Consider the following 17,170-nt stretch of genomic DNA (forward strand, 5'->3'; position numbering starts at 1 on the left):
TTCTCGATCCGATTTCCTCGGTGCTTTCCAGGTTCCCGCTCTCGCGTTTCCCTTTCCGGCGGTTCCGACTCTATCAGATCCTTTCGGCGTCTGATCCCCGGTCAGCGGGGTTTGTCTTCGCGGCTGTTGGGCCGTTCCGACGAGTGAGACTTTAGCGGATTCCCGGCCCCCGAGCTAATCGGGGGCCGCGCCCTTTCGAACGCGGATTCCTCATTTCGCAAATACGCACGCCAATGCAGTCGGCGCCGGAGCGTCGATGAGTGGGTGGTACTTGTGGAATGGCTGTCCGGGGACCGACCGGAGTCGGCGCTCACGTCGGACAACTCGGAGAACAGTACGGATCGGCGGGAGGCGTGTCAACTCACTGCCGTGGAGCCCTCCGGAGGCGTACGGTGGGCGACGTGATGACGCGTACGTGTACCCAGCTGTGGTGGGCCGCCTGACGGCGGCCGTACTCACGTATGCACTCGACGGCCGCCGCTTCGGCGGCCGTTCTCGTCTCTCCCTCCGGGTCTGAGGGGGCCGGCCGCAGGGGCGGCGGTCCCGACCAGAAGGTGGAGTGGACATGACCCGGGTTTTCAGCGGGATCCAGCCGACCGGGCACCTGACCCTCGGCAACTACCTGGGGGCCATGCGGCGCTGGGCCGAGGTGGACCAGCACCGGGCCGATTCGCTGTTCTGCGTGGTGGACCTGCACGCGCTGACCGTGGACCACGATCCGGCGCGGTTGCGCAGGCTCAGCCGGCAGACGACGACGCTGCTGCTGGCGGCCGGACTCGATCCCGAGGTGTGCACCCTGTTCCTGCAGAGCCATGTGGACGAGCACACGCGGCTGTCGTATCTGCTGGAGTGCGTGGCGACCGACGGCGAGATGCGGCGGATGATCCAGTACAAGGAGAAGGCCGCGAAGCAGCGGGAGCGCGGGGGGAGCCTGCGGCTGTCGCTGCTGACGTACCCGGTGCTGATGGCCGCGGACATCCTGGCGTACGGCGCGGACGAGGTGCCGGTCGGCGAGGACCAGACGCAGCACGTGGAGCTGGCCCGGGATGTGGCGGTGCGGTTCAACCAGCGCTACGGGCACACGTTCGCGGTGCCGCGGACGACGCTGCCGCCGGTGGCCGCGCGGGTGATGAACCTCCAGGACCCGACGCGGAAGATGGGGAAGTCGGACGAGTCGGGGGCCGGGGTCGTCTATCTGCTGGACGAGCCGGACGTGGTGCGCAAGAAGGTGCTGCGGGCCGTGACGGACAGCGGGCGGGAGGTCGTCTACGACCGGGGGGCGCGGCCGGGCCTCGCGAACCTGCTGGACATCCTCGCGGCGTGCGCGGGCGGGAGCCCCGAGTCGCTCGCGGCCGGTTACGACTCGTACGGCGCCTTGAAGAAGGACACCGCGGAGGCCGTGGTGGAGGTGCTGCGGCCGGTGCGGGACCGGCACCGGGAGCTGTGCGCCGATCCGGCGTACGTGGAGGGGGTGCTGCGGGACGGCGCGGAGAAGGCGCGGGCGCTGGCCCGGCCGACGGTCGACGCGGCCTACCGGGCGATCGGGCTGCTGCCGCCCGTGGCGGAGCCTCGCTGAGCGCTGCTCCTCGGAGGGTTTCTCCGGCCCGCGGGCGGCGGTGGGCCACCGCCGCCCGCGGGGCACGGGGCCGGTCAGTCCTTCTTGCCGGAGGCGAGTTCGCGGCTGCGGTCGCGGGCGGCTTCGAGGGCGGCGATGAGCGCGGCTCGTACGCCGTGGTTCTCCAGCTCGCGGATGGCGTTGATGGTGGTGCCGGCCGGGGAGGTGACGTTCTCCCGGAGCTTGACGGGGTGCTCGCCGCTGTCGCGGAGCATCACGGCGGCGCCGATCGCGGACTGGACGATGAGGTCGTGGGCCTTGTCGCGGGGCAGGCCGAGCAGGATGCCGGCGTCGGTCATGGCTTCGACCAGGTAGAAGAAGTAGGCCGGGCCGGAGCCGGACAGCGCGGTGCAGGCGTCCTGCTGGCTCTCGGGGACGCGCAGGGTCTTGCCGACACCGCCGAAGATCTCCTCGGCGTGCGCGAGGTGCTGCTCGGTGGCGTGGCTGCCGGCGGAGATGACCGACATGGCCTCGTCCACGAGGGCGGGGGTGTTGGTCATGACCCGGACGACGGGGGTGCCCGGCGCCAGGCGCTCCTCGAAGAAGGAGGTGGGGATGCCGGCGGCGCCGCTGATGACGAGGCGGTCGGCGGGCAGGTGCGGGGCGAGTTCGTCCAGGAGGGTGCCCATGTCCTGCGGCTTGACCGTGAGGATCAGGGTGTCGGCGGTCTTGGCGGCCTCGGTGTTGGTGACCGGGTTGACGCCGTGACGGGCGCGGAGTTCTTCGGCGCGTTCGGGGCGGCGGGCGGTGACCAGGAGGTCGGCCGGGGCCCAGCCGGCCCGGATCATTCCGCTGAGCAGGGCTTCGCCGATCTTGCCGGTGCCGAGGACTGCGACTTTCTGGCTCATGCGGATCAGTCTGGCACCGGGGTGCGCCGTGCGGGCCGGTTGTCCGGTGGGCGGAACGGCGGCGGGTCAGGGGGTGCGGGCGACGATGAGGAGGACGTCGTAGGTCTCCTCGACCATGCCGTCCGGGAAGACCTCCAGGAGGTGGGCTCGCTCCCGCTCCAGGAAGGCGGCCGTGCGTTCCTCGGGGGTGATGAGGAGGGCGGAGTGGGTGGCGATGTTGGCGAGGTGGGTGCCGATCGGTACCCGGCGACTCCAGCGGACCGTGCGGCGGGTGAAGTCCAGGCGTCCGCTGGGGTCGGCCTGTTCGACGCGTTCGCCGGCCTTGCGCTGTTCGGCGGCGATGTCGATGCCGAGGAAGCGGCCGGCCCGGCCGGCGGCCTCGGCGATCCAGTCGACGTCCAGGGCGTTGGTGTTCCACCACAGGGCCAGCGCGCCGTCCGGGCGCAGGACGCGGAGCGCCTCCGGCACCGAGCGCGCCGGGTCGGTCCAGTGCCAGGCCTGGGCGTAGGTGATCAGGTCGGCGGTGGCGTCGGCGAGGGGCAGGGCGTTGCCGTTGCCCCGGACGAGCGGGATGTGCGGCAGCGCGCGGCGGAACTCGGCGGCCATGCCCGCGCCGGGTTCGACGGCGAGGACGTCGGCGCCGCGGGCGTGCAGCAGGCTGCTGGCGATACCGGTGCCGGCGCCGACGTCCACGGCCTTGATGCCGGACAGGGGGCGGCCGGCCAGTTCCTCGACGGCGTCCAGGAGGGCGGGCGGATAGGAGGGCCGGTTCGCGGCGTACTGAGCGGCGACGGCGTCGAAGGAACCGGCCCGGGCGGCATGGCGGGCGCGCGGGCCGGCGGGCGGCGGCGGGTCGGCTGTCATGCGCTCAGGTCTACGGCATGACGGTGATCCCGGGAACCCCTCGCGGGCCGGGACGGGCGGACGACGGTGTGGTGCGTCGCCAGGGGCCCGGGCGGTCGTCCGCCACCCGGTCGCGGGCGATACCCGGGCCGGGAGCCGGTCCGCGTCCGGGCCGGGAACGCGCGGCCGGCAGCCGGGCGAGGAGCAGGTCCCGGCGCGCGGCCTGGCAGGGCGCGCGGTCGGTTCAGCGGCGGCGCTTCTTGCGGGGCGGGTTGCCGGTGCGGCGGGTGGTGCGGCGGGCGTGGGCCTCGCGGGCCCGCTCGTACTCCTCGCGGTGCAGTTTCTCGCCCGGTGCCTCGACGAGGGAGCGGACGAAGTAGGCGAGGAGGGAGCCGACGAAGCCGATGGCGAGCATTCCGCGCAGGGAGGCCTGGCGCTGCGGGTCGTGCCGCTTGCCGAAGCCCTCCCAGGTGTTGCGGAAGGCGAAGGCGCTGCAGATCGCGAACATCACGACGATGAGGACGCTCACGAAGGGGCCGGTGTCGGCGATCCGGATGCCCTGGTAGGCGAGGCGGAGCACCAGGCAGGAGACGGCCGCGGCGGCGAGGGAGCCGACGGCGACACCGGCGCGGCGGGCCGCGTAGCCGTTGTCGTGGCCGACCCAGGAGGTGCCGAAGAAGCGCAGGGGCTCGGGGCGGGGGCCGCCGTTCGGCTCGGTGTCGCCGGTGGAGCCCGCCGCGCTGTCCGGGGTGCCGGTTTCGTCGCTCACGGCACGATTATCGCCCCGGCCGTGGACGGCCTCCCGGCCGGGGCCCGGCCTGGTGCGCGCCGTCAGCCGCAGCGGGGGGCGATGTAGCCGTCGCTGCCGGTGTGGACGTAGGCGTCCGAGACGTACTCGCCGTTGTCGATGAGGTCCCAGATATTGGTCGTGCCGTAGGGGCCGGAGACCGTGGTGCCGGGGGTCTGGCAGTAGATCGGCAGGCGGACGCCCTCCGGGAGCACGCGGACCAGGTTGTACTGGGTGCCGGGGCCGCTGCGGACGTTCAGCCGGACGCCCGGGGCGACGGCGTAGGTGCGTACGGCCGCGGCCGCCTGCGTGGTCAGGCCGTCCTGGCCCTCGTCCACGCCCCCGGCCTCTTGTGTGTCGACAGACATGAAAGTGGTCCTCCCCCGTCGCTCGCGAACTCGGTGAGAGCCGGCGCGAAACGTGTGCGCGACTCGGGGGCAGACGCTAGCAAGCCGCCTCTGTCCCGTACGAGTCATCGACTAGGCTCCGTGCGTCGCGCGCACGGACGAACAGCACGGGGGTGGTCCATGGCGCCACAGCGCAACGCCGGAGCGGACGCGGAAGCGAACGTGGAAGCGAATGCGGAAGCGAATGCGGAAGCGGAACTTCCGGAATACGCCGGCCACTACCGGCTGGAGTCCTGCCTGGGCTCCGGCAGCATGGGGGTCGTCCACCTCGCCCGCAGCACCTCGGGGATGAAGCTCGCGGTGAAGGTCGTGCACGCGCAGTTCGCCCGGGATCCCGAGTTCAGGGGCCGTTTCCGGCAGGAGGTGGCCGCCGCCCGCCGGGTCAGCGGCGCCTTCACCGCGCCCGTCGTCGACGCCGACCCGGAGGCCGAGCGGCCCTGGATGGCCACCTTGCACATCCCCGGGCCGACCCTGTCGGAACACGTGAAGCGGAACGGCCCCATGGCCGCGGAGCAGTTGCGCCGACTGATGGCGGGGCTGGCCGAGGCACTGCGGGACATCCACCGGGTCGGGGTGGTCCACCGGGATCTGAAGCCCGGCAACGTGCTGCTCGCCGAGGACGGGCCGAAGGTCATCGACTTCGGGATCTCCCGGCCCAAGGACAGCGAACTGCGCACCGAGACGGGAAAGCTGATCGGCACCCCGCCGTTCATGGCGCCGGAGCAGTTCCGGCGGCCCCGCGAGGTGGGTCCGGCCGCCGATGTCTTCGCGCTGGGCTCGGTGATGGTGCACGCGGCCACCGGGCGCGGCCCGTTCGACTCCGACAGTCCCTACGTCGTCGCCTACCAGGTCGTCCACGACGAGCCCGATCTGACCGGTGTGCCGCCGGGGCTCGCGCCGCTGGTGCGGCGGTGCCTGGCCAAGGAGCCCGAGGACCGGCCCACACCGGACGAGCTGATGCGGGAACTGCGCTCGGTGGCGGCCTCGTACGACACCCAGGCGTTCATACCGGCGCAGCGGACGGGTGGGGACGGCCCCGTGCCGCTGTCCGGTTCCGTTCGTCCCGGGCGGCGCCCGGGGTGGCGGCTCGGGCGCCGGTGGACGGCGGGGCTGGCGGCGGTGCTCGGGCTGGCGCTGGCCGGAGGGCTCGCCGCGGTGTGGGGGGCCGGGCGAAACGATCAGGCTCCCCGGCGCGCGCCGGCCCTGACGGCGGCTTCCGGTGGCTGGGCGGCCCGGCCGGCGGTCGGCGGCGAGGGCATGCCGCAGTGCTCGTACGACTCCGGGAAGCTGTTCTGCGCGCGGCCGGGCGTCGTCTTCGCGCTCGGCGCGGCCGACGGGCGGCTGCTGTGGCGGCAGGCGGTGGACACCCGGGCCACGAGCGGTCCGCCGGTCGTCTCCGGCGGTCTGGTGCAGCCGTACACCGACGGCGGTCCCCGGCTCGCCGGGCTGGACCCGGCCACGGGCGAGGAGGTGTGGCGGCGCCGGCTGCCCGTGGGCACGACGGTGCGGTACGCCGGTGACACGGCCCTGCTCACCGGCGCCGACGGCACGGTCACCGGCGTGGACGGCGCCACCGGCCGTACCCGCTGGCACGGGGCCGTGCCCGGGCAGGGCGCCCCGTCCCTGGTCGCGTTCCCCGGCGGCCTGCCGGTCTACGCGACCCGGACGACCGCCGACGGCGGGCACACCCGGGTGACCGCCGTGGATCCGGCGAGCGGGCGGGTGCGATGGGACGTGCGGCTGCGCGGCTGGCTCAAGCCGGTCGGCGCGCGGGCGGCCGACGGGTCGGTGTTCTTCCTGGCGATGGACAGCGGCTACGGCGCCCGGGAGGTGGTCCGCTACACCCCCGCGACGGGCGCGACCCGGCGGGTGGCGCTGCCCGCCGTGCTGGACGGCGCGCACGCCACCGTGCGCGGGGACGTCGTCTACGTGCTGGCCACCGGCGGTTCCCTGGACGCCGTGGACGTGGCCGCGGGCAGGCGGCTGTGGCATCTGGAGACGTCGGTGAGCCGTGGTTCGCTGCCGGTCGCGCGGGACGGTCGGGTGTATCTGACCTCGGGCGACGGCCGGCTGCTCGCCGTGGACGCGGCGAAGGGACGGCTGGTGGGGCAGACGCCCGCGCGGCTGGGCGCCGACTCGGCGCAGGTCATGAGCACACCGCCCGCTCCGGTGCCCGTCGGCGGCCGGGTCTGCGCGACCGCGCCCGACGGCACGGTGTTCACCGTGGACGGCCGCGCGCCGGATACCTGGTGAGGCCGTGACCGACGGCGAAAGGGCCGCCTCCCGGTGGAGGCGGCCCTTGTCGGTCAGCGGTCAGCCGAGGCGGGAGACGTCGCGCACCGCGCCCTTGTCGGCGCTCGTGGCCATCGCGGCGTAGGCGCGCAGGGCGGCGGAGACCTTGCGGTCGCGGTTCTTCGGGGCGTAGACGCCGTTCAGGGCCTGCTCGCGGCGGGCCAGCTCGGCGTCGTCGACCAGCAGCTCGATCGTGCGGTTCGGGATGTCGATGCGGATGCGGTCGCCGTCCTGGACCAGGGCGATCGTGCCGCCGGAGGCCGCCTCGGGGGAGGCGTGGCCGATGGACAGGCCCGAGGTACCGCCGGAGAAGCGGCCGTCGGTGATCAGGGCGCAGGTCTTGCCGAGGCCCCGGCCCTTCAGGTACGAGGTCGGGTACAGCATCTCCTGCATGCCGGGGCCGCCCTTGGGGCCCTCGTAGCGGATGACGACGACGTCGCCGTCCTTGACCTCCTGGGTGAGGATCCGCTGGACGGCCTCCTCCTGGGACTCGCAGACGACCGCCGGGCCCTCGAAGGTCCAGATCGACTCGTCCACGCCGGCGGTCTTCACCACGCAGCCGTCGACCGCGAGGTTGCCGCGCAGCACCGCCAGGCCGCCGTCCTTGGAGTACGCGTGCTCGGCGGAGCGGATGCAGCCGTTCTCCGCGTCCTCGTCGAGGGCCTCCCAGCGCTCGGACTGGGAGAAGGCCTCGGCGGAGCGGACGCAGCCGGGTGCCGCGTGCCACAGCTCGACCGCCTCGGGCGAGGGCGAGCCGCCGCGGACGTCCCAGGTCTTCAGCCAGTCGGCCAGGGACGGGCTGTGCACGGCGTGCACGTCCTCGTTGAGCAGGCCGGCCCGGTGCAGCTCGCCCAGCAGGGCCGGGATGCCGCCGGCGCGGTGCACGTCCTCCATGTAGTACGTGCGGTCCTTGGCGACGTTCGGGGCGACCTTCGCCAGGCAGGGCACGCGGCGGGAGACGGCGTCGATCTCGTCCAGGCCGAACGGGACGCCCGCCTCCTGGGCGGCGGCCAGCAGGTGCAGGATCGTGTTGGTGGAGCCGCCCATCGCGATGTCCAGGGCCATGGCGTTCTCGAAGGCCTGGAAGGTGGCGATGTTGCGGGGCAGGACGGTGTCGTCGTCCTGCTCGTAGTAGCGGCGGGTGAGGTCCATGACCGTGCGGGCCGCGTTCTCGTACAGGGCGCGGCGGGCGGTGTGGGTGGCGAGGACCGAGCCGTTGCCCGGCAGGGACAGGCCGATGGCCTCGGTCAGGCAGTTCATCGAGTTGGCGGTGAACATGCCGGAACAGCTGCCGCAGGTCGGGCAGGCGTTCTCCTCGATGCGGAGGATGTCCTCGTCGGAGATCTTGTCGTTGACGGCGTCGGAGATCGCGTCGACCAGGTCGAGCGTGCGGACCGTGCCGTCGACCAGGGTGGCGCGGCCGGACTCCATGGGGCCGCCGGAGACGAACACCGTCGGGATGTTCAGGCGCAGGGCCGCCATCAGCATGCCCGGGGTGATCTTGTCGCAGTTGGAGATGCAGACCAGGGCGTCGGCGCAGTGCGCCTCGACCATGTACTCGACCGAGTCCGCGATCAGGTCGCGCGACGGCAGGGAGTACAGCATGCCGCCGTGGCCCATGGCGATGCCGTCGTCGACCGCGATCGTGTTGAACTCGCGCGGGATGCCCCCGGCCTCCCTGATCGCCTCGCTGACGATCCGGCCCACCGGCTGGAGGTGGGTGTGGCCGGGCACGAACTCGGTGAAGGAGTTCGCCACGGCGATGATCGGCTTCCGGCCGATGTCCGCACCGGGTACACCGGAGGCGCGCATAAGGGCGCGGGCACCCGCCATGTTGCGACCGTGGGTGACTGTGCGGGACCTCAGCTCGGGCATCGTCGCTCGCTCCTTCAGACGGGTGTGCCTGCTGTCGAGCGTACGCCGCTCATCCAGCTGGCGGGACGAGGTGTCCGCATCCCGGGACACCTGTTTCACCGGCGCCACAGCCGGACGATTCCTTACGGCGCCGTCAGGTGGGTCTGTACGACGGGTGCGACGCGGGCGATGATCTGCTCCAGGTCCGCCGACGCCAGCGGCTCCAGCCGGATCACGTACCGCAGCATGGCACAGCCGACCAGCTGGGCGGCGGCCAGTTCGGCGCGCAGTTCCGCGTCCGGAAGCTCCAGCCGGGCGGCGATGCGGCGCATCAGCTGGGCGGCGACCAGGCGGCGGAGGACGGCGGCGGCCGTGTCGTTGTCGACGGCCGAACGCACGACGGCCAGCAGCGGGGCCCGGGTGGCGGGGTCCTCCCAGATGCCGAGCACGAACCGGGTCAGCCGCTCGCCGACCTCGTCCGCCGGGCCCTCGGCGACCGCGTCGGGCGCGTCCAGCGCGGGGGCGAAGGCCACCTCGATCGCCGCCGCGAAGACCTGCTCCTTGGTGCCGAAGTAGTGGTGCACCAGCGCGGAGTCCACCCCGGCGGCCTTGGCGATGCCGCGTACGGACGTCTTCTCGTACCCGCGCGCGGAGAACTCCTCGCGGGCGGCGGCGAGGATACGGTCCCGGGTGCCGGCGGACTCGGTACGCGGGGGGCGGCCGCGACGGCGGGCGGGGGGCCGGGGGGCGGCGGTGTCCGTGGCCGGGGGGCGGGGAGCGTCGTTGTCCGTCGCGTCGTTGTCCGTCGCCGGAGGGTGGGGCGGGGTCATCGGCGGGGCACCCGTACGGCTGCCGCGCTCAGGTGGGCGCGGGTGAAGGCCAGGGCCTCGGCGAGGTCGGCCTCGCGCTCGGCGCCGGACATCGCGCGCCGGGTGTTGACCTCGATCACCACATGGCCGTCGAAGCCGGTGCGCACCAGGCGTTCCAGCAATTCGGCGCAGGGCTGGGTGCCACGGCCGGGCACCAGGTGCTCGTCCTTCGCCGAGCCCCGGCCGTCGGCGAGGTGGACGTGCCCGAGCCGGTCGCCCATGCGCTCGACCATGTCCAGGGCGTCGGTGCGGGCCGTCGCCGTGTGGCTGAGGTCGATCGTGAAGTGGCGGTAGTCGTCGTGGGTGACGTCCCAGTCGGGGGCGTAGGCGAGCATCTCGCGGTCGCGGTAGCGCCAGGGGTACATGTTCTCGACGGCGAACCGCACGTCCGTCTCGTCCGCCATCCGCCAGATGCCCTCGACGAAGCCCCGGGCGTACTGCCGCTGCCAGCGGAACGGCGGGTGGACGACGACGGTGGAGGCACCGAGCTTCTCCGCCGCCGCCCGGGCCCGGCGCAGCTTCGTCCAGGGGTCGGTGGTCCACACCCGCTGGGTGATCAGCAGACAGGGGGCGTGCACGGCCAGGACGGGAACGCCGTGGTAGTCCGACAGGCGGCGCAGGGCCTCGATGTCCTGGCTCACCGGGTCGGTCCACACCATGACTTCGACACCGTCGTAACCGAGGCGCGCGGCGATCTCGAAGGCCGTCGCCGTGGACTCCGGGTAGACGGAGGCGGTCGAGAGCGCGATGCGCACGTCCGTTGGTTCAGCCACGCTCGTCACCTTACGGCGTCGGGAGGCCCGGATGCCGGGTGCCCGTTCGCCGTTGTGACGTTCGCCATTTGCGCGGGTGCGGGTGCGTCGTGACCGGCCGCGACCATGTGGCGCAGCCGCGTACCGGTACGGCTCCGCGGCGCTTGGCAGACGCTAGGCGGAGCCCATGTGGTCGAGGCGCCGCAGGATCACGCCCTCCCGCAGGGCCCACGGACAGATCTCCAGCCTCTCCACGTCGAAGAGGTCCATCGCGCCCTCGGCCACCAGGGCGCCCGCGAGCAACTGGCCGGCCCTGCCCTCCGACACCCCGGGGAGTCCGGCGCGCTGGGCGGCGGTCATGCCCGCGAGTTTCGGGACCCAGGCCTCCAGGGACTGGCGTTTGAGTTCCCGCTGGACGTAGAGGCCGTCGGTGCTGCGGGCGGCGCCGGCGATGCGGGCGAGCTGCTTGAAGGTCTTGGAGGTGGCCACCACGTGGTCGGGGGCGCCGAAGCGGGCGAACTCGCCGACCGTGCGGGCGATCTCGGTGCGGACGTGGCGGCGCAGGGCGCGGACGTCCTCCGGGGCGGGCGGGTCGCCGGGCAGCCAGCCGGCGGTGAGGCGGCCGGCGCCGAGCGGCAGGGAGACCGCCGCGTCCGGCTCCTCGTCGATGCCGTAGGCGATCTCCAGGGAGCCGCCGCCGATGTCGAGCACCAGCAGCTTTCCGGCGGACCAGCCGAACCAGCGGCGTACGGCGAGGAAGGTGAGCCGGGCCTCCTCGGCGCCGCTGAGGACCTGGAGCCGTACGCCGGTCTTGTCGGCCACGCGCTTGAGCACGTCGTCGGCGTTGCCGGCCTCGCGGACGGCGGAGGTCGCGAACGGCAGCAGGTCCTCGACGCCCTTGTCCTCGGCGGCTTGGAGCGCGTCCTGTACGACGTCGATCAGCCTGTCTATGCCGTCGTCGCCGATGGCGCCGCTGTCGTCGAGGAGCTGGGCGAGCCGGAGTTCGACCTTGTGGGAGTGCGCGGGCAGCGGGCGCGCGCCGGGGTGGGCGTCCACCACCAGCAAGTGCACCGTGTTCGAACCCACATCCAGGACACCGAGTCTCATATACGGAACGCTACTGCCAGAGTGAGCGTCCTCGGTGTTCCCGGTGGTCCCCGGCCACTTACCCTGGACGGGTGCCAAAGACGAAAAAGGCCAAGTCCGACAAGACTGGCAAGGCCGACAAGGCGGGCAAGAAGCTCAAGTCCGCCGTGGCTCCCGAGGAGGCGAGGGTGAGCGACGAGAAGGGGCTCGACTTCGCCCGCGCCTGGGTGGAGTTCCCGGACCCGGCGGACGACGAGCAGGTCTTCCGGTGCGACCTGACCTGGCTGACCTCCCGCTGGAACTGCATCTTCGGCAGCGGCTGCCAGGGCATCCAGGCGGGCCGCGCCGACGACGGGTGCTGCTCGCTGGGCGCGCACTTCTCCGACGAGGACGACGAGAAGCGGGTCGCCGAGCACGTGGCGCGGCTCACCCCGGAGATCTGGCAGCACCACGACGAGGGCACGCGCGGCGGCTGGATCTCCGAGGACGAGGAGGGCTCCCGGCAGACGCGGCCGTTCCAGGGCTCGTGCATCTTCCAGAACCGGCCGGGGTTCGCGGGCGGCGCGGGCTGCTCGCTGCACATCCTGGCCCTCAAGGAGGGCCGGGAGCCGCTGGAGACCAAGCCGGACGTGTGCTGGCAGCTGCCCATCCGGCGGACGTACGACTGGATCGACCGTCCGGACGACACGCGCGTGCTCCAGGTGTCCATCGGCGAGTACGACCGCCGGGGCTGGGGACCGGGCGGCCACGACCTGCACTGGTGGTGCACCTCGGCGACCTCGGCCCACGGGGCGGGCGAGCCGGTCTACGTCTCCTACCGCGCCGAACTGACGGAACTGATGGGCAAGGCCGGCTACGACCGCCTGGTGGAACTGTGCGAACAGCGCCTGGCATCCCAGCTCCCGCTGGTGGCACCGCATCCTGCGGATCCGGCTGGCTGATTCGCGCGAGCCATTGCCGCGGGGGCGGTGGGCCGGTCCCGGGGGCGGGCGAGTACGCCCGTCCCGAGGGCGGGCGAGTACACCCTTCGCCCACCCGCCTGCCCCCGCCGCCCGTGTGCACCCGCCCCTAACTCCCCGCAGGACTCGGTGTCTCCGTTCCGGGTGCGGTCGGGGCCGGGGTCTCCGGGGTGGACGGGGGCGGGCTCGACGGGGGCGGGGTCGGGTCCGGGGGTGGGGAGGAGCTCGCCGGTGGCGGGGTGGCGGGTGCGGACGGGGCCGGAGAGGGCGGTGCGGACGACGGGCCCGGGGCCGGGCGGGACGGTGCCGTGCCGTAGCCGTCGATGGAGACCACCGCGCCCGCCGGGGCCACCGCCACGCGCGCGTGCCAGGGGCCGGACGGCTCGCGGAGGTGATCGACGTACACCTTGACCGTCAGCGTCCGGCCCGGGGCGAGGGTCCCCGAGGACCGGCTGAAGTACAGCCACGCGGCCGAGGTGGAGACCGACCAGCGGATGTCGGACGCGCCGGAGGACGCCGTGAGGGTGATCAGCGTGGTGTCGCCGTCGTTCGCCGCGCCGACCGTCAGCCGTGCCGCGTCCCCGCGCCCCGGTCCGCCGACGCTCACGACCTGCACGGAGACGTCCGCCTTGCCGTCGCTGCGGATGCGCGGGCCCGCCTTGGCCCTGCTGCTCCCGGCGTTCTCGTAGGTACCGGCCGGGCCGTCGCCGAGCACGTCGGGGCCCTGTGCCTCGCGCGCGGTCGCGGACGGGCCGTCGCCCTCCCCGGCCGGCCCGCCCCGGTACGCGGCCCACAGCGCCAGGACGGGCGCCGCGACGACCGTGGCGACCACCGTCGTCGTGACGGCCCGCGCCCGCATCCGCTCCCGGCGGGCCGCCCGGTCCTTGGGGCCCATCGGGAAGCCACGCCGGTCGAACCGGGGTACGGCGGCGCCCCGCGCGCGCGGCTGGTGCGCCAGGGCCATGTGGAGGGCCGCGCGCGGGGCCTGGAGGACAGGCAGTTCGGCGGGGGTGACCATGGCACCGGGCCAGCGGCCGGGGACCGCGCGCTCGGCGGTACGACGGCAGCGCGGACAGTCGTCCACGTGCCGGACCAGCTCCCGGCGCAGGGCGGCGCCCAGGACCAGCCGGCCGTCGCCGGCGAGGTGGGTCACGCCGGGGCAGCCGCCCGCCTCCACGACGGCGAGGGCCGCGCGAGTGCGCTCGACCTCGCAGGCGGCGGAGGCGAGCAGTTCGCGCGCGGCGGCGGGCTGCATGCCGAGGACGGCGGCGACCTCGTGGGCGGGGAGGTGGTGGCGGACGGCGAGCTCCAGGGCCTCGCGCTGCTCGGGAGTGGTCCCGGCCGCCTCCGGCCAGGCCAGCAGGGCGAGTTCGCGGTGCCGCCGCTCCTCGGCCTCCGGTGCGGCAGCCGCCTGCGGGACACCGTTCCCGTCCCCTCTTCCGCTGCCTCTCCCCACGCTTCTGCCGGCACCGGCATCGACCCCGGCCCCTCTCCCCGCGCCCCTCTCCGCTCCGCCCCGGCCCGCCGCGTGCGCGCCCTGGCGTCTCTGTTTCGGCTCGGCCAGTTTGCGCAGGCACGACCAGCGGGACAGGGCGTACAGCCAGGCTCTGAGGTCGTCGGCGGAGCCGGGGAGGCGGTGGCCGCGCCGTTCGGCCACCGTGAGGGCGTCGGCTAGGGCGGCGGTGGCCGCGTCGTGGTCGCACAGCACCGACAGGCAGTAGGTGAACAGGCCGTCCAGATACGGCTCGTAGCGAGCCGGCGTGCGCTGGGCGATGGCGCGCGCGGCGGCACGGTCCCGCGCCTCACGGGTGTCACGTGCCTGTCGAGCCTCTTGGGCCTCGCGAGCTTGTCCAGCCTCACGTGCCTCTCGTCGTGCGTCACACGCCTCGCTGTGCGCCTGGCGCGCCCCCGTCGTGCGGGTGGTGGTCTCCGGGCTGCTGCTCATCACCCGTGCGACCGTAGGCGCCGGTGGAGTGCCCGTTCCGGAACCTTGAGCAGTTTTAATCCATACGGGTGAAACGATCCCTCATAAGGGGACAGGAAGGCTTTGTTCCACGGCCGGACCCGGTAGGGAACGGCCGGGAATTGATCGCTACCGCCGCGTTGTCAGTGCCGCGGGCTACGGTTTGCGCATGGCTGCCCGTACCAAGACCACCAAGGACCGCCCGTCGTACCGCTGCACGGAGTGCGGCTGGCAGACGGCCAAGTGGCTCGGCCGCTGCCCCGAATGCCAGGCGTGGGGCACGGTCGAGGAGTACGGCGCGCCCGCGGTCCGCACGACGGCGCCGGGCCGGGTGAGCACCTCGGCGCTGCCCATCGGGCAGGTCGACGGCCGGCAGGCCACCGCCCGCTCCACCGGCGTGCCCGAGCTGGACCGGGTGCTCGGCGGCGGTCTCGTGCCCGGCGCGGTGGTGCTGCTCGCGGGCGAGCCGGGCGTCGGCAAGTCCACGCTGCTGCTGGACGTGGCCGCCAAGTCGGCGAGCGCCGAGCACCGCACCCTCTATGTCACCGGCGAGGAGTCCGCGAGCCAGGTGCGGCTGCGCGCCGACCGCATCGGCGCCCTGGACGACCATCTGTACCTGGCCGCGGAGACCGACCTGGCCGCCGTCCTCGGCCACCTGGACGAGGTCAAGCCGTCCCTGCTGATCCTCGACTCGGTGCAGACGGTCGCCTCGCCGGAGATCGACGGCGCGCCCGGCGGCATGGCGCAGGTCCGGGAGGTGGCCGGCGCCCTGATCCGCGCCTCCAAGGAGCGCGGCATGTCCACGCTGCTGGTGGGCCACGTCACCAAGGACGGCGCCATCGCCGGCCCGCGCCTCCTGGAACACCTGGTGGACGTCGTCCTGAGCTTCGAGGGCGACCGGCACGCGCGCCTGCGCCTGGTGCGGGGTGTGAAGAACCGGTACGGGGCGACGGACGAGGTCGGCTGCTTCGAGCTGCACGACGAGGGCATCGTGGGCCTCGCCGACCCCAGCGGCCTGTTCCTGACCCGCCGCGCCGAGCCGGTGCCGGGCACCTGCCTGACCGTCACCCTGGAGGGCCGCCGTCCGCTGGTGGCCGAGGTGCAGGCGCTGACCGTGGACTCGCAGATCCCCTCTCCCCGGCGTACGACGTCCGGCCTGGAGACCTCGCGGGTGTCGATGATGCTCGCCGTCCTGGAGCAGCGCGGCCGGATCAGCGCGCTCGGCAAGCGGGACATCTACTCCGCGACGGTCGGCGGGGTGAAGCTGTCGGAGCCCGCCGCCGACCTCGCCGTGGCGCTCGCCCTGGCCTCCGCCGCCAGCGACACCCCGCTGCCGAAGAACCTGGTGGCGATCGGTGAGGTGGGCCTGGCCGGGGAGGTCAGACGGGTCACGGGGGTGCAGCGCAGGCTCGCCGAGGCGCACCGGCTGGGCTTCACGCACGCCCTCGTGCCGTCCGACCCGGGGAAGGTGCCGCCCGGTATGAAGGTGCTGGAGGTCGCCGACATAGGGGACGCGCTGCGGGTTCTGCCGCGCTCCCGTCGCCGAGAGGCCCCACGGGAGGCGGAGGAGCGCCGGTAGACTTTGCCCTGGTCTCGCCCGTCCGTACGAACCGAGTGCGGGTACGGGGGCGCGTCAGAACCTGCGACCGGAGGAGTGCAGTGGCAGCCAACGACCGGGCAGCGGCTCCCGGCAAGTCCGGTGGGAGTGCCGGTTCCGACGGTCTGATGCGCGCCTCGCTGAGCGCCGTGGCGCCGGGCACGCCCCTGCGGGACGGTCTGGAGCGGGTGCTGCGCGGCAACACCGGCGGTCTCATCGTCCTCGGCTCGGACAAGACGGTCGAGGCGATGTGCACGGGCGGGTTCGTGCTGGACGTCGAGTTCACGGCCACCCGGCTGCGGGAGCTGTGCAAGCTGGACGGCGGCATCGTGCTGTCGTCGGACCTGTCGAAGATCCTGCGCGCGGGCGTCCAGCTGGTGCCGGACCCGACGATCCCCACGGAGGAGACGGGCACGCGGCACCGCACGGCGGACCGGGTGAGCAAGCAGGTCGGCTTCCCGGTGGTCTCGGTCTCCCAGTCGATGCGGCTGATCGCCCTGTACGTGGACGGTCAGCGGCGCGTCCTGGAGGACTCGGCGGCGATCCTCTCCCGCGCGAACCAGGCGCTGGCGACCCTGGAGCGGTACAAGCTGCGGCTGGACGAGGTCGCGGGCACCCTGTCGGCGCTGGAGATCGAGGACCTGGTGACGGTCCGGGACGTCTCGGCGGTCGCGCAGCGGCTGGAGATGGTCCGCCGGATCGCCACCGAGATCGCCGAGTACGTGGTCGAGCTGGGCACCGACGGCCGGCTTCTCGCGCTCCAGCTGGAGGAGTTGATCGCGGGGGTCGAGCCGGACCGCGAGCTGGTCGTCCGCGACTACGTGCCCGAGCCGACGGCGAAGCGGTCCCGCACGGTCGAGGAGGCGCTGGCCGAGCTGGACGCGCTGACCCACGCGGAGCTGCTGGAGATGGGCACGGTGGCGCGTGCGCTGGGCTACACCGCGTCGCCCGAGTCGCTCGACTCGGCGGTCTCGCCGCGTGGCTTCCGGCTGCTGGCGAAAGTGCCGCGGCTGCCGGGCGCGATCATCGACCGGCTGGTGGAGCACTTCGGGGGCCTGCAGAAGCTGCTGGCCGCGAGCGTGGACGACCTGCAGACCGTGGACGGCGTGGGCGAGGCGCGGGCGCGCAGCGTACGGGAGGGGCTGTCGCGGCTGGCCGAGTCGTCGATCCTGGAGCGGTACGTCTGAGGTTTCGGCCGGGCGCCTGAGAGATCGGGTCCGCCGGTCGCTTGGCGGCTGCGGGTGCGTTGTGGTTGCTCGCGCCCACGCGGCGGAGCCGCATGTTGTCACGGCCCCGCG

General features: G+C 73.5%; 14 protein-coding genes. 5 read left to right on the plus strand and 9 right to left on the minus strand.

Annotated features, from left to right (window positions below; all coding sequences use genetic code 11):
* The first annotated feature begins 565 nt into the window (after window positions 1–565).
* Window positions 566–1,576: a tryptophan--tRNA ligase gene (gene trpS / locus IH25_RS0109720; protein WP_030606071.1), complete on the plus strand. Its 1,011-nt coding sequence runs from the start codon at window positions 566–568 to the stop codon at window positions 1,574–1,576.
* 74 nt (window positions 1,577–1,650) lie between these two features.
* Here trpS and proC read toward each other — a convergent pair whose 3' ends face one another.
* The 4 genes from proC to IH25_RS0109740 form a co-directional block, all read right to left on the minus strand.
* A complete protein-coding gene (proC, locus tag IH25_RS0109725; protein WP_030606073.1) occupies window positions 1,651–2,463 on the minus strand; it encodes a pyrroline-5-carboxylate reductase in 813 nt (270 codons plus the stop codon).
* Between the two features lie 66 nt (window positions 2,464–2,529).
* A complete protein-coding gene (locus IH25_RS0109730; protein WP_030606075.1) occupies window positions 2,530–3,327 on the minus strand; it encodes a class I SAM-dependent methyltransferase in 798 nt (265 codons plus the stop codon).
* Between the two features lie 223 nt (window positions 3,328–3,550).
* Complete coding sequence (locus tag IH25_RS0109735; RefSeq protein WP_030606077.1) at window positions 3,551–4,075, minus strand: hypothetical protein; 525 nt, start codon at window positions 4,073–4,075, stop codon at window positions 3,551–3,553.
* Window positions 4,076–4,137: 62 nt separating this feature from the next.
* Window positions 4,138–4,461: an SH3 domain-containing protein gene (locus tag IH25_RS0109740; RefSeq protein WP_030606080.1), complete on the minus strand. Its 324-nt coding sequence runs from the start codon at window positions 4,459–4,461 to the stop codon at window positions 4,138–4,140.
* Window positions 4,462–4,620: 159 nt separating this feature from the next.
* Between IH25_RS0109740 and IH25_RS0109745 the strand changes: the two genes are divergently transcribed.
* Window positions 4,621–6,753 (plus strand): serine/threonine-protein kinase, encoded by a 2,133-nt coding sequence (locus tag IH25_RS0109745; RefSeq protein ID WP_030606082.1) that lies wholly within the window; start codon window positions 4,621–4,623, stop codon window positions 6,751–6,753.
* 60 nt (window positions 6,754–6,813) lie between these two features.
* Here the strand turns inward: IH25_RS0109745 and ilvD are convergent, their stop codons facing one another.
* From ilvD to IH25_RS0109765, 4 genes are all read right to left on the minus strand, one after another.
* Window positions 6,814–8,667, minus strand: a complete 1,854-nt coding sequence (gene ilvD, locus IH25_RS0109750) for a dihydroxy-acid dehydratase (RefSeq protein WP_030606083.1) — start codon at window positions 8,665–8,667, stop codon at window positions 6,814–6,816.
* A gap of 122 nt (window positions 8,668–8,789) precedes the next feature.
* Window positions 8,790–9,476, minus strand: coding sequence for a TetR/AcrR family transcriptional regulator (locus tag IH25_RS0109755; protein ID WP_051753860.1), 687 nt, complete (start codon window positions 9,474–9,476; stop codon window positions 8,790–8,792).
* On the minus strand, window positions 9,473–10,297 hold the full coding sequence (locus IH25_RS0109760; RefSeq protein ID WP_245172743.1) for a sugar phosphate isomerase/epimerase family protein: 825 nt from the start codon (window positions 10,295–10,297) through the stop codon (window positions 9,473–9,475). The genes IH25_RS0109755 and IH25_RS0109760 overlap by 4 nt, the downstream gene beginning before the upstream one ends.
* Window positions 10,298–10,441: 144 nt before the next feature.
* Window positions 10,442–11,374 carry a Ppx/GppA family phosphatase gene (locus IH25_RS0109765; RefSeq protein ID WP_030606089.1) on the minus strand — a complete coding sequence of 311 codons (933 nt, stop codon included), beginning with the start codon at window positions 11,372–11,374 and terminating at the stop codon, window positions 10,442–10,444.
* 71 nt (window positions 11,375–11,445) lie between these two features.
* Here IH25_RS0109765 and IH25_RS0109770 point away from each other — a divergent pair, with 71 nt between their 5' ends.
* Window positions 11,446–12,294: a hypothetical protein gene (locus IH25_RS0109770; RefSeq protein WP_030606091.1), complete on the plus strand. Its 849-nt coding sequence runs from the start codon at window positions 11,446–11,448 to the stop codon at window positions 12,292–12,294.
* A gap of 127 nt (window positions 12,295–12,421) precedes the next feature.
* On the opposite strand, the gene IH25_RS0109775 is transcribed toward IH25_RS0109770, so the two are convergent.
* A complete protein-coding gene (locus tag IH25_RS0109775) occupies window positions 12,422–14,260 on the minus strand; it encodes a BACON domain-containing protein (protein WP_394298421.1) in 1,839 nt (612 codons plus the stop codon).
* 184 nt (window positions 14,261–14,444) lie between these two features.
* Here IH25_RS0109775 and radA point away from each other — a divergent pair, with 184 nt between their 5' ends.
* Window positions 14,445–15,854 carry a DNA repair protein RadA gene (radA, locus tag IH25_RS0109780; RefSeq protein ID WP_030606095.1) on the plus strand — a complete coding sequence of 470 codons (1,410 nt, stop codon included), beginning with the start codon at window positions 14,445–14,447 and terminating at the stop codon, window positions 15,852–15,854.
* Between the two features lie 80 nt (window positions 15,855–15,934).
* A complete protein-coding gene (gene disA / locus IH25_RS0109785; RefSeq protein WP_030606098.1) occupies window positions 15,935–17,059 on the plus strand; it encodes a DNA integrity scanning diadenylate cyclase DisA in 1,125 nt (374 codons plus the stop codon).
* The last annotated feature ends 111 nt before the right edge of the window (window positions 17,060–17,170 follow it).

Source organism: Streptomyces achromogenes subsp. achromogenes (genome assembly GCF_000720835.1).
GTDB lineage: Bacteria > Actinomycetota > Actinomycetes > Streptomycetales > Streptomycetaceae > Streptomyces > Streptomyces achromogenes.

What these genes read in the sequence shown, in the direction of transcription:
- trpS (WP_030606071.1), top strand. Translation starts at nt 566, where the DNA reads ATGACCCGGGTTTTCAGCGGGATCCAGCCGACCGGGCACCTGACCCTC.
- proC (WP_030606073.1), bottom strand. Translation starts at nt 2,463, where the DNA reads ATGAGCCAGAAAGTCGCAGTCCTCGGCACCGGCAAGATCGGCGAAGCC.
- IH25_RS0109730 (WP_030606075.1), bottom strand. Translation starts at nt 3,327, where the DNA reads ATGACAGCCGACCCGCCGCCGCCCGCCGGCCCGCGCGCCCGCCATGCC.
- IH25_RS0109740 (WP_030606080.1), bottom strand. Translation starts at nt 4,461, where the DNA reads ATGTCTGTCGACACACAAGAGGCCGGGGGCGTGGACGAGGGCCAGGAC.
- IH25_RS0109745 (WP_030606082.1), top strand. Translation starts at nt 4,621, where the DNA reads ATGGCGCCACAGCGCAACGCCGGAGCGGACGCGGAAGCGAACGTGGAA.
- ilvD (WP_030606083.1), bottom strand. Translation starts at nt 8,667, where the DNA reads ATGCCCGAGCTGAGGTCCCGCACAGTCACCCACGGTCGCAACATGGCG.
- IH25_RS0109755 (WP_051753860.1), bottom strand. Translation starts at nt 9,476, where the DNA reads ATGACCCCGCCCCACCCTCCGGCGACGGACAACGACGCGACGGACAAC.
- IH25_RS0109765 (WP_030606089.1), bottom strand. Translation starts at nt 11,374, where the DNA reads ATGAGACTCGGTGTCCTGGATGTGGGTTCGAACACGGTGCACTTGCTG.
- radA (WP_030606095.1), top strand. Translation starts at nt 14,445, where the DNA reads ATGGCTGCCCGTACCAAGACCACCAAGGACCGCCCGTCGTACCGCTGC.